At 65.9% G+C, this 14,000-nt stretch carries 12 protein-coding genes; 2 read left to right on the top strand and 10 right to left on the bottom strand.

Annotation, left to right across the window (positions count from 1 at the left end; genetic code table 11):
- The 10 genes from CDE01S_RS03835 to CDE01S_RS03790 all read right to left on the bottom strand — a co-directional run bounded on the left by CDE01S_RS03835 (nt 1) and on the right by CDE01S_RS03790 (nt 12,704).
- Complete coding sequence (locus tag CDE01S_RS03835; RefSeq protein WP_066703987.1) at nt 1–1,266, bottom strand: multifunctional CCA addition/repair protein; 1,266 nt, start codon at nt 1,264–1,266, stop codon at nt 1–3.
- Between the two features lie 116 nt (nt 1,267–1,382).
- On the bottom strand, nt 1,383–2,996 hold the full coding sequence (locus CDE01S_RS19140) for a methyl-accepting chemotaxis protein (RefSeq protein ID WP_281179343.1): 1,614 nt from the start codon (nt 2,994–2,996) through the stop codon (nt 1,383–1,385).
- A gap of 238 nt (nt 2,997–3,234) precedes the next feature.
- Nucleotides 3,235–4,059 (bottom strand): EAL domain-containing protein, encoded by an 825-nt coding sequence (locus tag CDE01S_RS03825; protein ID WP_084382691.1) that lies wholly within the window; start codon nt 4,057–4,059, stop codon nt 3,235–3,237.
- A gap of 123 nt (nt 4,060–4,182) precedes the next feature.
- Complete coding sequence (locus tag CDE01S_RS03820; protein WP_066703985.1) at nt 4,183–5,325, bottom strand: ABC transporter permease; 1,143 nt, start codon at nt 5,323–5,325, stop codon at nt 4,183–4,185.
- The gene (locus CDE01S_RS03815) at nt 5,326–6,501 is read right to left on the bottom strand and encodes an ABC transporter permease (protein ID WP_066704310.1); all 1,176 of its coding nucleotides are present in this window, start codon (nt 6,499–6,501) and stop codon (nt 5,326–5,328) included.
- 39 nt (nt 6,502–6,540) lie between these two features.
- A complete protein-coding gene (locus tag CDE01S_RS03810; RefSeq protein ID WP_066703982.1) occupies nt 6,541–7,524 on the bottom strand; it encodes an HlyD family secretion protein in 984 nt (327 codons plus the stop codon).
- A gap of 2 nt (nt 7,525–7,526) precedes the next feature.
- Nucleotides 7,527–8,927, bottom strand: a complete 1,401-nt coding sequence (locus tag CDE01S_RS03805; protein WP_157077032.1) for a TolC family protein — start codon at nt 8,925–8,927, stop codon at nt 7,527–7,529.
- Nucleotides 8,928–8,995: 68 nt separating this feature from the next.
- On the bottom strand, nt 8,996–9,679 hold the full coding sequence (locus CDE01S_RS03800) for a glutathione S-transferase family protein (protein ID WP_066703973.1): 684 nt from the start codon (nt 9,677–9,679) through the stop codon (nt 8,996–8,998).
- A 56-nt stretch (nt 9,680–9,735) separates the two neighbouring features.
- On the bottom strand, nt 9,736–10,698 hold the full coding sequence (locus CDE01S_RS03795; protein WP_066703971.1) for a complex I NDUFA9 subunit family protein: 963 nt from the start codon (nt 10,696–10,698) through the stop codon (nt 9,736–9,738).
- Nucleotides 10,695–12,704: a lytic transglycosylase domain-containing protein gene (locus tag CDE01S_RS03790; RefSeq protein ID WP_066703970.1), complete on the bottom strand. Its 2,010-nt coding sequence runs from the start codon at nt 12,702–12,704 to the stop codon at nt 10,695–10,697. The genes CDE01S_RS03795 and CDE01S_RS03790 overlap by 4 nt, the downstream gene beginning before the upstream one ends.
- Before the next feature lie 36 nt (nt 12,705–12,740).
- Here CDE01S_RS03790 and CDE01S_RS03785 point away from each other — a divergent pair, with 36 nt between their 5' ends.
- Both CDE01S_RS03785 and CDE01S_RS03780 read left to right on the top strand, forming a co-directional pair.
- Entirely contained in the window at nt 12,741–13,313 is a 573-nt protein-coding gene (locus CDE01S_RS03785; protein ID WP_066704300.1) for a 5-formyltetrahydrofolate cyclo-ligase, read from the top strand.
- A 16-nt stretch (nt 13,314–13,329) separates the two neighbouring features.
- Nucleotides 13,330–13,929, top strand: a complete 600-nt coding sequence (locus CDE01S_RS03780; RefSeq protein ID WP_066703967.1) for a TetR/AcrR family transcriptional regulator — start codon at nt 13,330–13,332, stop codon at nt 13,927–13,929.
- The last annotated feature ends 71 nt before the right edge of the window (nt 13,930–14,000 follow it).

Genomic DNA, 14,000 nt, shown 5'->3' with positions numbered 1-14,000 from the left:
TCACGGTTCGAGCGTGGCTAGATGGCGGGCCACGGCGTCGGTGCGCGCGGCGTGGATCAGTTCGCCGACTTTCTTGCCCTTGTGTCCTTGCGCCATGGCGTGTTCGGCGACGGTGTGGGTGGCCACGCCCAGCACCACGTCGAGCACGCCCTGCAGCCGACGGGCCTGCGGGTAGTCCTCGTCCGCGCGTCCCAGGCGGCCGCGTGCGTCGCAGGCGCAGGCCTGCAGGATCTCGGCAAAGCGCTGCGGCTTGCGGATGGCGTCGCAGCGTTCCAGCAGGCGCACCAGCGCCGCTGCCCCCAGGTCGCCGCTACGGTGGATGTTGCCGTGCTCGCGCGCCACCACGTCGGCCAGCTCGCGGCAGTCCACCGGCACGCGCAGGCGTTCGCACAGGTCTTTGAGCAAACGTGCACTGCGCCCCTCGTGGCCGATGTGGCGTGGCAGCGCCTCGGGGTCGGTGGTGCCCTTGCCGAGGTCATGCCCCAGGCAGGCGAAGCGCACGGCCAGCGACGCGCCCAGATGCGCGGCCGAGTCCAGCACCATCATCAGGTGCACGCCGGTGTCGATCTCGGGGTGATGCTGCTCCGGTTGCGGCACGCCCCACAGGCGGTCCACCTCCGGCAGCAGGCGTTTGAGGGCGCCGCAGGCACGCAGCACCTCGAACATGCGCGAGGGCTTGGCTTCCATCAGGCCGCGGCTGAGCTCCTGCCAGACGCGCTCGGCCACCAGGTGGTCGGCCTCGCCGTCCTCCACCATGTGGCGCATCAGCGTCAGGGTTTCGGGCGCCACGGTGAAGTCGGTGAAACGCGCTGACAGGCGGGCCACGCGCAGGATGCGCACCGGGTCCTCGCGGAAGGCCGGTGTCACGTGGCGGAACACCTTGTCGGCCACGTCCTGCCGACCGTTGAAGGGGTCGGTCAGGTGTTCAAGGTCGAAAGTGCCATCTGGCCTTGTATTGTCTGCGCGGACAGCTATCGAATTGATAGTGAGATCGCGCCGTGCCAGATCTTCCTCCAGCGTCACCTCGGGCGAGGTGTGGATGGCGAAACCCTTGTAACCACGCGCCGTCTTGCGCTCGGTGCGCGCCAGCGCGTATTCCTGCTTGGTCTCGGGGTGCAGGAACACCGGGAAGTCCTTACCCACCGGCACAAAACCGCGCGCCGTCATCTCCTCGGGCGTGGCCCCCACCACAACCCAGTCGTGATCCTTCACGGGCAAGCCAAGCAAGGCATCACGGACCGCTCCACCCACCATGTAAATTTCCATGGATGGCAGTTTAGCTTTGCGCGGCAGCGAGGGTGTGCGGCCGTTGCCCCGGGATGGCGTGAGGGGGCTGGTTCATGCCCCAGGGCCTTGTTGGCGCCGGGGCTCGCTGGCCGCGGTCAACGGGTCAGCAGCGCGGGTGCGGCGTATCCGAGCGAGTGAGAACCTCGGCTGTCTGCCAGCCTGAAAATCGCCACGGATTTCACCAGCTCGTGTGCCTTGGCGTACATGTTGGCGGCAGAAGCCGCCATCTCTTCCACCATGGCGGCATTCTGCTGGGTGGACTGGTCCATGTGGCTGACCGCCTCGCCAACCTGGGTGACACCCTGGCTTTGCTCACGGCTGGCGACCGAGATTTCGCCGATGATTTCCGCGACGTTCCGGATACCCGAAACGATATCGGCCATGGTTCTGCCCGCATCGTCGACCAGCACCGCCCCCTGCTCCACGCGCGTCACGCTATCCGTGATCAGCGCCTTGATCTCCCGCGCCGCCTCGGAGCTGCGGCCCGCCAGACTGCGCACTTCGCTGGCGACCACCGCGAAACCCCGGCCTTGTTCCCCGGCGCGCGCGGCTTCCACCGCTGCATTCAGGGCGAGGATGTTGGTCTGAAAGGCGATGCCGTCGATCACGCTGATGATGTCGGCAATCTTGCGTGAGCTGTCATTGATGCCCCGCATCGTGTCCACGACCTTGCCCACAACCTCTCCGCCATGTTCGGCAACGGCGCTGGCACTTTGTGCCAGTTCATTCGCCTGACGTGCGTTGTCGGCGTTTTGCTTGACGGTAGAGCTGAATTGCTCCATCGACGCCGCGGTCTGTTCCAGGGAACTGGCCTGGCTTTCGGTGCGCGCCGACAACTCGGCGTTGCCGCTGGAAATCTGTTCCGATGCGCTGGAGACTTCTTCTGCGCCTTGGCGGACCGAGGACACAATCTGCGTGAGCGATGCCTGCATGCGGCCGACGGCGGCCAGCACGCTCCCTTCGTCACCCGCACGAACCTGAACCGCCGTCGTCAGATCGCCATCGGCCACCTGATTGACGACACGGCGCAACTCAGTGGGTTCGGCCCCCAGATCACGCGACAGATTCCGTGTGATCAGCATGCCCGCGACAACGGCCAAGACCACGGCCAGCAAGCAGACCGCCACCAGGCGATTGCGCTGGGACGCGTATTCCTCCATGGCCTTCTTGATCTGGTCTCCTGCCCGGGCTTCCGTGAATTCGGCATAGTTGTCGGTCGCTTTGATGAGTGCTGCCAGCAGTGGGCGACATTCGTTGTTCATCTTCTCGATCGCGGCCTCGTGCTTGCGGTTCAGTGCAAGGTCCACAATGTTGAGCGCCACCGGTGCATAAGCCTGCTCGACTCGAGAAATCTCATCGATCATCTTTCGGGCATCGGCAGGGGCCTCGCCGGTGTCAGCGAGCTGTTTCAGCTGGGTCAGGTTCTGGGTGGCATCCGCATGGGCCTTCTGCACAATCTGTTTTTCAAGCGCCAGGTCTTCGGCTTTGGTGACGAGCACCAGATTGCGTGCCGCAATCGCGCGCAGATCAATCGCGGCGCGAACCCGTGCAGCAGCACTTGCTTGCGCATTGATGCCGTTGACGTAATTTTCAAAACGCGCATTGGCATCCGCAAGGCCGGTGACGGCAAAACCGGCAATCGACAGGACCATCAAGATGAGGCCCCCAAATGCCAGAGACAGCTTGGCACGAACAGTCAGATTCTTCATGGATGGTCCTGGTAACGGTTTCCGGAACGGCTTGGTGGTGCAGCAAAGGAACTGCATCATTCAGTGCACGGATCGTACTCATTTTCAGTTTTGTCTAGGACAAACTGAAAAATGAACCTGCGGGACGTGTGGGTATATGCGTCTGCACTTATGCGGTGCATGAGCGCTGTCTTCTGAGGCCTGTTGCGCGGTTGAGGGCCGCCCGCCATCTTTCCAACTGACCCTGCGCCAGCAAGGGTCAGCGTGATGAAACGGGAAAGACCGAAGGATCGACGGCTGCCGTGGCACGAAATGCCGGTTTGGCTAACAGGTAGCCTTGCATCAGATGGATGCCGGCGTCGTAGAGGAAGTCCCGCTCCGCCAGGGTTTCAATGCCCTCGGCAACCACCTGGATCTTCATCTCTTCGCACAGGCGGACCAGGTTCCGCACAATGGCCTGACGTGCCGGATTGGTGTCCACGTTCCGGATCAGATCCATGTCGATCTTGATGATGTCGGGCTGAAAGTCCGCCAGCAGCTTCATTCCGGCATAACCGGCCCCAAAGTCGTCGATGGCGGTTTTGAAACCGCAACGCTTGTACTCCCGCAGAATCTCGGCAAACCAGGGACCGTCCTCAATCCGCTCCCCTTCGGTCACCTCGAAGATGATGCGCTCCAGCGGAAAAGCATGGGTCCTCGCCGCCTCCAGCGTGGTGCGGATGCACATCTCCGGTTTGTAGATCGCGTTCGGCAGGAAATTGATGGAGATGTGCTCCTGGATCTGCAGCAGGCTGGCGCCTTTGATGGCCTTGACCCGGCAGGCCTGGTCGAAGCGGTAGCGGTTCTGTTCGTTGACTTGCGACAGCACGGACATCGCACCTTCGCCGTTGGGTCCGCGAACCAAAGCCTCGTGCGCAAACACCGTTCTGCGATCGACATCCACAATGGGCTGGTAGGCATAATCAAACTGGAACCCCACCCGCTCGGCTTTGCCGCAATCCTCGCAGTCACGGGGTGTGCCGGCCAGCGGCACAAAATCGATGGGGAAAGAGGGATTGGTTCTTGGCGTATTCGGGGCACTCATGCTGACATTTTGGCAGCTTGATCACGACCGGGCCATTTTCTTGCCGCAACGTTGTCTGGCTATCTTCTGAAACGGGCCACCCGTCAGCTTTTCAAGAAGGATGGTCATGTTCGCCGAAGGCGCTTACTCGCTGGCAGTCGCCAGATCGGCGCGAGACCGCGCCACCCACATCAAGCACCCGCCCGCCAGCAGCGCCAACACGCCCAGCGTCAGCAACTGCGGCAGCACGTCGGCCAGCGAGGCGCCCATCTGGTTCAGGCGCAGCGAAGCCTGGATGCCGGAGGTGCTGGGGATCAGCCAGCGCAGTGCCTGCAGGGGCGCTGGCAGTGTCTCGGCCGGCCATGAGAAACCGGAGAGAAATGCCATCGGCAGGGCGGTGAGCAGCAGCACCTGCATGGCGCGCTCGCGGTCGCGGAACCAGACGCCCAGCAGCAGGCCCAATGCGCTGATGGCCGGCGCATAAAGCGCCAGCAGCGCCACCGCACCCCACGGGTTGCCGCCGCGCGGAAAGTCCTGCCACTCGAACACCCAGCCGACATAAAACAGGCCCGACAGCATGCCCAGCGTCGAGAGGCCGAGGAGGCGGCCCAGCCAGGTGCGTGCATCGGCGCGGTGGGCGCCGGTCTCGGCCCAGGTGCCGGCCAGCAGGGCCGCGCCCATGAGCAGCGTCTGCTGGATGATGAGCAGGGCCACGGCCGGCACCACGTAGCTGCCGTAGCCTTCGGTCGGGTTGAAGAGCGGCACCATCTGGGTGTTGATGGGGCTGCGGCTGGCCATGGCCTGGCGCGCGCCCTGGCCGGCGGCCTGCAACTTCTTGATCTCGACCCCGGCGGACACCGTGCCCACCGCTTCAGCAAAACCGTACAGCACCGCCTTGTTCAGCAGGGCGTAGGCGCCGTCGCCTTCGACCGTCACGGTGGCCGGACTGCCGCGCACCACCTGGCGTTTCAGGTCGGCCGGCAGGATGGCAAAGCCTTCGATCTCGCCGCGCCACAGCGCCTGCTGTGCCTGCTGCAGGTCGCCGGTGACCCAGCGCACATCGATGCGCGGGTTGGCCGAGGCAAAGCGGGTGATCTGGCGCGACAGGCTGCTGTGGTCCAGGTCCACCACCGCCACCGGCACGCGCGTGACGGCCTGCTGCGAGTAGGGCCAGGGGTAGAAGAAGCCGTAGAGCACCGGCGCACCGACCAGCAGCAAGAGCACGCCGGTGTCGCGCAGCACCGCTGCCAGCGTGGCCTGCCAGGCCTGGAGGATGGTGCGCAGCATCTAGCGTTTCCCCCAGCTGGCCGGTTGTGCCGCTGCGGCACGCAGCAAGGGCACGCAGGCGGCCAGCAGCACGGCAGTGGCCAGCGTCATCCACAGCGGGGTGGCGACGGAAACGCTGAGCGGCGCGCCCATCTGCAACTGCTCCATCTGCAGCCGGATGTAATGCGTGTAGGGCAGCGCCAGGGCCCAGAGCCGGGCCGCCCAGGGCATGGCCAGCAGCGGGAAACCGACACCGCTGAAGGCAAATGCCGGTGCCGTGATGAAGCCGGTGGCGGACAAGGCGGTGCGAAGGGAGCGCGTGGCGGCAGACGCCAGCGCCCCCAAGGCAATGGACAGCGCCAGAAACACCCACAGCGCCACCAGTGTCCACAGCACCGAGCCCGGTGGGTACCAGCCGCGGCCCCAGGTGATCCAGAGCAGGGCGAGCGTGGCCACCCCGCCCAGACCGAGCCAGGGCCACAGCAGCTTGCCGAGCAGTGCACCGGCCGTCTGGCCCAGGGCCGGCGTCGGGCCGAGCCAGTCGCCGAGGGTGCGGTCGCGCAGCTCGCGCCCCACGGTCCAGGCGCCGGCTGTCATGGCCAGGATGTGCAGCAGCGCGGGGATCAGTGCCGCAGCCAGGAACTGCTCGTAGTCGAGCGAGGTGTTGAACAGTGTCACCATGCCGGCGCGCACCGGCTCCATGCTGGTGCGCACGCCTTGGGCCGCTTCGCCGCGCTTGTTGCGTGCCGTCATTTCCACGCCGGCAGACAGCGTGCCGTTGGCGGTGCGCACGTCGCGCTGGATCAGCCCGGAGTGCGTGCCCAGTTGCGCGTTGTGCAGCAGCGTGACCTGCGCGCTGCGGCCCTGCTTCACGTCGCGTGAGAAATCGCGAGGAATGCTGACCACGGCGTAGACATCAATGCGGCGCAGCGCGTGCTCGGCTTCGGCCGGGTTGTCATAACGCCGGGCCACGACCAGGCCGGGCGTGGCGTCGAGAAAGCGGACCAGCTGGCGCGAGAGGGAGGAATGGTCGTCATCGAGCACGCCGATGGGCAGACGCGTGGGCAGGCCGGCCGAGAAGATCCACCACAGCAACGCGGCGGCTAGCAGCGGCACCCAGCTGATCATGGCCAGGTCCCATGGGCGCTGGCGCAGCAGGGCGGCTTCGCGTCGGATGCTGGATGCTATCGAACCCACAGCATGCACTCGTTGGGCGGCCAGTGATGGGCGATGTGTTTATTGCACCAGCACGCTCATGCCGGGACGTGCGCCTTCGATCGGCGTCAGCGGCCGGGCCCGCACTTCAAAGGTCCGGGCGTCGAAGCCCTGGCCGCTGCGCGTGGCGCGCCAGGTAGCAAAGTCGGGCAGCGCCGCGCTATGGAACACCTTGAAGCGCACGACCTTGCTGGTGCCCGGTGTTGACAGGGCCGGCAGCACGGCATCGAACTCGGTACCGATGGCAAAGCGTTGCAAGCGGTCCTCGCGCACATTGAGCACCACCCACTGGTCCTTCAGGTCCACCACGCTGACCACGGCCACGCCTTGCGGCGAGAGTTCGCCGGCCTTGGCCAGCACCTTGGCCACTTCGCCGGCCACCGGGCTCTTGAGTTCGGTCTCGGCCTTGGCGGCTTCCACCTCGGCCACCACGCCGGCCACCTGGCGCGCCTGTGCGTTGGCGGCGGCCTTGTCCTCGGGGCGGGCACCGATGCGTGCCATGTCGTACTGCGCCTTGGCGGCAGCGGCGGCATCGCGCGAGGCCTTGTTGTTGGCTTCGGCCTCGTCACGCTTCTGGGCGGCGATCAGGCCGTCGCGTGCCAGTCCGTCCACGCGCTTGAACGAGGTGGCGGCCAGTTCGGCCGCGGCCTCGGCGCGCTGCCATTGCAGGCGCGCCATCTCGATTTCCTGCGGGCGGGCGCCGCGTTCCGCCTTGGCGGCAACGGCCTTGGCCGCTTCCTGCGCGGCACTGGCCTGCGCCAGCTTGGCATTGACTTCGGGGCTGTCCATGCGGATGAGCGGGGTGCCGGGCTGCACTGTATCCCCCTCTTTCACCAGCACCTGCGCAATACGGCCCGGCACCTTGGGCGCGATGTCGGTTTCACGCGCTTCCATCTGGCCCTGGAAGACGTCGGGCGCCGGTTGCGCGGCGCGCCAGACGCCCAGGCCCAACAAGACCAGCACGGCGCTGCCGGCGGCGATCAGGGTGATGTTTTTCTTGTTCATGTTCACTCCACGCGCACGTCGGCGCGTGCCATGTAGGCGCTGAATTCTTCGGACAGGCCGCAGCTTTCCAGCAGGTTGGCCAAGGCCATGACGTACTCGTAAGCGGCCTGGGCGCGCTCGGTCTGCACCTTGGCCCTGTTGGTTTCGGCATCGATCAGCTCAAGCGCCGTGCCTGTGCCTTCACGCAAGGCAGCGGTGCGCAGGCGCAGCACCTCGGCAGCCAGCTCGGCCGAGGTCTGCTGTCCCAGGAACTGGCGCCGCGCGTTTTCCAGGGCACGCCAGTTCTTCTCGACCAGCAACGCGATGTCATTGCGTGCCTGGGCGTCGGTACGCTCGGCCTGTTCGATCTGCTTGAGCGAGGCGGCGGCCAGGGTGTCGCGGTTCACCGCATCCCACAAGGTCCAGCGCACACCGATGCCGGCGACCCAGTCCGGGTTGTCGTTTTTGATCTGGTGCTGGCCGAAGGCAAAGACTTGCGGGCGTCGCATGGCTTCCTCGCCTTCGTGCAATTGCTCAGCCTGTGCCTTCTTGGCCGCCACCTTGTCGAGGCCGGGGTGGCGCCGCAGTGCGGCCTCGGTGAAATGCGGCAGCGGCTCCAGCGGCTGCGAGATGACGAACAACGGCGACAGCGCCTCGACCGGACCGCTCACCTTGATGGTGCGTGCCAGCGCGAGCATGGCCATGTCGGCATCATCCTGCGCCTTCAAGGCATTGCGTTTGGCCTCTTCGTAGGCACTCTGGGCCTGCAGCCGCTCGATGCGCGAGATCAGGCCCGCTGCCAGCAGGCGTTCGGCAGTGCTGTCGTGTCGCGCCACGTTGTCGCGGGCCGCCGCGCGCAGGCGGGCCGCACGGGAGGCGAGCTGGGCGCCGAAGTAACGCTGCGCGAGCAGCGTCGCGAGCTCTTGGTTGGTGCGTGCCGCGTCGGCTTGGGCTTCGTCGCCTTGGGCCTTGACGAAGCCGCGCATGCTGTCGGCCGCCCCGCCCGTATAGATCGGCCAGACGGCGGAGACCGAGGCGTTGGTGGCTGATTCATGCCGGTTGTAGATGTATTGCGATGGCAGCGGCGAGACGGTGATGGGCACGTTCTTCAACGGTGCCGGCAATGACTGCGTAGCCTGCGCAATGCCCTGGTTCACAGGGTCGAGGTTGATGTTAAGGTTGGCGTTGTAGACGTAACTGGCGCCGGTGACGCTGACCACCGGACCGCCCAGGCCCTTGAGCCCTTCGCCTTGCAGGCGCTTGCTGTCGACAGCCGATTGCGCGGCGGCCAGTTTGTCCGAGTTACTGAGCAGGCGCTGCCACGCCGATTCGAAGCTCAAGGGCTGGGCCTGCGAAGCAGCCGCATGGGCCAATGCCATGACCAAGGCGGCCTGGGCCAGCAAGTGCTTGTTTTTCTTTTTCATCAATGGAGGAGCAACATGAGCCTCCATTATGGAGAAAAGCGGGGAGGCCGAGCGTGTGCAGCCAGACCTCAGCGCTGCAGGCGGTAGGGTTCCTCGAAGGCGCGGAAGTCCTGTTCGGCGCGCGCTTGCGCAAGCCAGGCGGCCACGCCGGGCAATGCCGCCACGCGCTCGATGTAGTCAGCCACGGCCGGCGGTACCGGCAGGGCATAGGTTTTCAGGCGCATGCAGACCGGGGCGAAGTAAGCGTCGGCAATCGTGAAATCGCCGAACAGCAGTGGCCCGCCCTGCTGTGCCAGCAGCTCTTCCCACATGGCCATCAGCCGGGCCACATCGGCGCGCACGGCGGGCTGGTCGCGCCAGATCAGGGCGCCGACGTCAGGCAGTGAGGCCTCGATGTTCTGCGGGCAGTGGCTGCGCAGCGCGGTGAAACCGGCGTGCATCTCGGCGCAGATGCTGCGGGCCCGCGCCCGCGCGGCCACGCCCTGTGGCCAGAGAGTTTTCTCGGGAAATGCCTCGGCCAGGTACTCGGCAATCGCCAGCGTGTCCCAGATGATCAGTTCGCCATCCTGCAGCACCGGTACCTTGCCGGTGGGGCTGAGGCCGGCCAGCGTTTGCTTGAACTGCGAACCGGCATCAAACGAGTCGAAGCGCACCGGCACCTCTTCGAACGGGATACCGGTCTGGCGCATCAGAACCCAGGGCCGCATGGACCAGGACGAGTAGTTTTTGTTGCCGATGAAGAGCTTGAGCATGGGGACCTCCGTCAGACGGCCTCATGGTAGCGCGCGGCAGCGTTGCGCGCAGCAGCTCAAGAACGCCGGTACTGGCCGCGCAGTGTCACGTAACGGTCGTTCTGGCCCAGGTAGCTGGGCGCGATGGCGCCCAGGGCCGACGGCGTGATGCCCAGCGCGGCCAGGCCGGGCAGCCGGCCGCTGGCGACGTTATCGGTGCGCATCGAATCGACGTTGTCCCGGCTCATCAGCGGCTGGCCTGGCAGCAGTTCCATCAAGCCGGCCTGTAGCCGCCCCAGTGCCATGGGCAGAGGGATGACCGGTCGGGCGTGACGCAAGCCGCTGCAGCGGCCCGCCAGCTGGACCAGTTGCTTGAGTGTGACGATGTCCGGGCCGCAAGCCTCGAAGGTCTGGCCGATGGTGGCCGGGTCTTGCAGACAGCACGCGATCGCCTGTGCGACGTCTTCCACCCAGACCGGCTGGAAGCGCGCCTGTGCGCCGGCCAAGGGCATGACAGGGAACACGCGCTGCAGGCGGGCGAACAGGTTGAGGAACTGGTCGTCGGCACCGAAGATGACGCTGGGGCGCAGCACCGTGAGCTGCAGGCCGTCATGGGCGGCGGCTTGCAGAACGGCTTCGCCCCGACTCTTGCTGCGCAGGTAAAACGAGGGGGCCGTGTCGGCCGCGGCGGGTTCGGCCCCCAGGGCGCTGACATGCACCAGCCGTGGCACGCCGTTCGTCAGGCAGGCACGTGCCAGCTTGGCCGGCAGCTCGACATGCGTGCGCTCGAACGTCGCTGCGGTGCCGTGCAGGATGGCCACCAGGTTGACAACGGCATCGTGGCCGCTGACCAGTTGCCTCAGCGTCGCTTCGTCATGCACATCGGCCGCGACCACCTCCAGCAGCGGCAGATGCTGCAGGTGTTGTGCCTGGCTGGTGCGCCGCGTCGGCACGGTGATGCGCCAGCCCAGCCGTGCCAGCTTCTCGCAGACGTGGCGGCCGACGAAACCGGTACCGCCGAGCAGCAGCACCTTTGTCATGGCAGGTCTTCGTAGGCGTCGCTCTTGCCCGGGCGTTGCGGGCCGACCTGGCCCAGCCGGGCCTTGAGCGACTGCGGCCGACCGGTGATGAGCGCGGCGTAGTTGGTGGTGTTGGACAGCACTTTTTTCACGTAATCGCGCGTCTCGTTGAAGGGCACGTTCTCGGCCCAGATGGCGGCTTCCAGCATCGGGTCGCCGTCCTGGCCGCGCCAGGCGCGTGAGCGGCTCGGGCCGGCGTTGTAGGCAGCGGCGGCCAGCGGCATGGAGCCGTCAAAGCTGTCCAGTACCAGCTTGAGGTAGCCGGTGCCGATGGCGATATTGGTGTCGCGGTCGGTGATCTGGTGCGGCTTGAAGTCGGCGAGGCCGATGCGTTTGGCCGTCCAGCGTGCTGTGGCTGGCATGACCTGCATCAGACCGGAAGCGCCAACGCTGGATTGCGCATCCATGATGAAGCGGCTTTCCTGCCGGATCAGGCCATAGACGTAGGCCGGGTCAAGCTCGATCTGGCCGGCGCGCTGCACCACGGCACTCTTGAACGGCATCGGGAAACGCTGCTCGAAGTCGATGACGGTCCTGGTGCGTTCGCTGGTGTTGATGCAGCGATCCCAGACCTGTTGGTCGCAGGCCAGCTGGGCGGCAGCCAGCAGTTCACGGTCGGACAGGCCGCCGCGCTGGTGCGCACCGACGGTGTAGTTCCACTCGCGCACGCCCTCGGCACGCAGCCCGGCCTGAATGGCATACAGCGCGCGGCGCAGGCCAGGGTTGGCCTGTGCGGCCTCTTTCTCGGCGGCTGTCAGCGGTTCGGGCTTGGGCGGCACGGTGATCGGTCGGCCCAGTTCCTCCTGCGCCAGCTGTTCGTAGAAGCCGCGCGGCGAGGCGATCGACTCGAACAGGGCTCGGGCCTGGGCCGGTGCGTCCGGTTTGCCGGCCAGCGCCAGCAGGGCGCGCCCGCGCCAGTAGATCCAGGCGGGGTCCTGGCGTTGTGCGTCCGGCATGGCGGCCGTGGCATTCAGTACCTCCTGCCAGGCACCGGCGCGCAAGGCGGCACGTACCTTCCAGGTCAGGTGGTCGCCGTTGAGGTACTGGTCTTGTGCATGGGCGAACTGGTTGATGGCACCGTCTTGCAGACGGCGCGCGGCGCGTTTGCCGATCACGCCCCAGACCCAGCTGCGTTCTTCCTGCGTGAGCTGGGTGCGCCAGCGCACCTTGTTCATCTCGTCCATGGCGGCCGTGGTGTCGGTGCTGGCCAGCCGGATCAGCGCCAGTGTCACCAGTTCCTTGGTGCGCGGGCGCAGGGCGGTGATCTTGTCGTCGAGGAAACGCACCGGGTTTGCATAAATGGCGTTGACGCTGGTCACCCAGTCATCATTGAGCAGGCCCACTGCCTGCGCGGCGACACGGGGGCGTTCGTTCTCGAAGCCCAGGCGGGCGCGCAGCCAAGCCGCATGGGGCTTGAGCTTGCCGGCTTCCAGTTGCTGAGCGGCGGCCGCGGCGCAGCCTTCGTCGGTGTCCTTCTGTGCCAGCCACAAGTCCTGCACCTGGGCGGCCACGTCGGCACCGCTGGTCTGGGCCTCATTCAGCAGCGCATAACAGCGCACGGCACGGTCGTCGTTCATGCGGAACTTGGGGTACTCGGCGGCGAAGGTGGCCCAGTCGCGCCGTTTGCCCAGCAGGAGCAGCCAGTCGTTGCGCAGGCGGTCTTCCTGGTAGGTTCCGGCATAGCGGCTCAGGAAGGCCCGTATTTCTGTCGGGCCGGCCTCATCCAGCCGAGCGGCCAGTTCCCAGTAGGCGCCCCAGGGCTCCAGCACATGGCCCTGCACTTGCGGCAGCAGCGCGGAGAGGCGCTTGCGGTCGCCTTTCTTGAAGGCCTGGTTCATGTCCAGGATGACGGCATCGTCGACGGTTTGCGGACGGGGTTTGGCCTTGGGAGCGGCAACGGCGCTGGCGTGTGGCAACATCAGACCTGCCACCAAGGCGATCGATGTCAGAATGGCTTGAAACTGCATGTGGGAATTATGGACACATCTGAGGAAAAAAGGGCGCTGGAAAAGAAGGCTCTGCGTCAGCAACTCATTACCCAACGCCTGAACCTGCCCGATCGCCGACAACGCGCAACCTTGTTGCAGCAGGTCATGCGCATCTGGCTGGTGGGTCGCACGGATGCCGTGATCGGTGCCTACTGGCCGATCAAAGGCGAATTCGACCCGCTGCCGGCGCTGCACCGCTGGAAGGAGGACGGCGAGTTGATCGACCAGCCGCAGCCGCGCCGTATCGGCCTGCCGGTGATCGACAAGGTGCACAAGACGCTCACCTTCCACGCCTGGTACCCCGGTTGCCCCATGGAGGAGGACGCCTATGGCATCCCGAAGCCGAAGGACACCAAGCTGATCGTGCCCACGCTGCTGTTCGTGCCCTGCGTTGGCTACGGCCCCGGCGGCTACCGCCTGGGTTACGGCGGCGGTTTCTACGACCGTACGCTGGCCGCGCTCCAGCCCAAGCCGTTCACCGTGGGACTGGGTTTCACCCAGGGTTTCCTGTCCGACTTCGAGCCCGAGCCGCACGATGTGCCGCTCGACGCCATCCTGAACGACAACGGCGTGGTCTGGCCGGTCTAGCTGCACGCATCCCGCCATGGCTCGCCCCAAATCCGCGTCCCACGAGCTCAAGCGCGACGAGATCCTCGACATCGCGGCGCAGTGCTTTGCCGACAAGAGCTATCCCGCGGCCAGCATGAACGACATTGCCACCGCCTGCGGCACGTCCAAGGCGCGGCTGTACCACTACTACGGCAGCAAGGAGTCCATCCTCTTTGACTTGCTGGACCGCTATACCCAGCAACTGCTGGCCCTTGTCGGCCAAGTGCAGGCCACGGCGCAGCGGCGCAACCTGGACGACCGTGCCACACTGCATGAGCTGGTGCGCTGTTTCCTGCAGGAGTACGAGACCTCGGCCACCCGCCATGTGGCGCTGTTGCATGACACCAAGTTTCTGGGCGAGGTGCAGCGCGAGCAGATCTTCAACCGTCAGCGCGACGTGGTGGCCGCTGTCACGCACATGCTCAAACGTGCCTATCCGGGGCGGCTGAATGCACGCAACCAGACCGCCATCACCATGATGCTGTTCGGCATGATCAACTGGACCTTCACCTGGCTGCGTCCGGGCGGCACCCTGAGCTACACGGCCTTTGCCGATGAGGTGATTGCCATGCTGGAGCGCGGTCTGGCCAAGTGACGGTGGACCCGGCGGCTCGGGTTTTAGGTTTCACCATCCGTAATGCGTTACGCTTAAATAAAATCGGGGCC

Source organism: Curvibacter delicatus NBRC 14919 (assembly GCF_001592265.1).
GTDB classification, from domain to species: Bacteria; Pseudomonadota; Gammaproteobacteria; order Burkholderiales; family Burkholderiaceae_C; genus Hylemonella; species Hylemonella delicata.
The sequence above is the reverse complement of the archived record's forward strand: the minus strand, read 5'-3'. Positions and strand labels throughout refer to the sequence as shown.

Coding starts and splice junctions, on each gene's coding strand:
- CDE01S_RS03820 (WP_066703985.1), bottom strand. CDS start 5,325: ATGCTGCGCACCATCCTCCAGGCCTGGCAGGCCACGCTGGCAGCGGTG.
- CDE01S_RS03825 (WP_084382691.1), bottom strand. CDS start 4,059: ATGAGTGCCCCGAATACGCCAAGAACCAATCCCTCTTTCCCCATCGAT.
- CDE01S_RS03835 (WP_066703987.1), bottom strand. CDS start 1,266: ATGGAAATTTACATGGTGGGTGGAGCGGTCCGTGATGCCTTGCTTGGC.
- CDE01S_RS03805 (WP_157077032.1), bottom strand. CDS start 8,927: ATGAAAAAGAAAAACAAGCACTTGCTGGCCCAGGCCGCCTTGGTCATG.
- CDE01S_RS03795 (WP_066703971.1), bottom strand. CDS start 10,698: ATGACAAAGGTGCTGCTGCTCGGCGGTACCGGTTTCGTCGGCCGCCAC.
- CDE01S_RS19140 (WP_281179343.1), bottom strand. CDS start 2,996: ATGAAGAATCTGACTGTTCGTGCCAAGCTGTCTCTGGCATTTGGGGGC.
- CDE01S_RS03790 (WP_066703970.1), bottom strand. CDS start 12,704: ATGCAGTTTCAAGCCATTCTGACATCGATCGCCTTGGTGGCAGGTCTG.
- CDE01S_RS03810 (WP_066703982.1), bottom strand. CDS start 7,524: ATGAACAAGAAAAACATCACCCTGATCGCCGCCGGCAGCGCCGTGCTG.
- CDE01S_RS03780 (WP_066703967.1), top strand. CDS start 13,330: ATGGCTCGCCCCAAATCCGCGTCCCACGAGCTCAAGCGCGACGAGATC.
- CDE01S_RS03800 (WP_066703973.1), bottom strand. CDS start 9,679: ATGCTCAAGCTCTTCATCGGCAACAAAAACTACTCGTCCTGGTCCATG.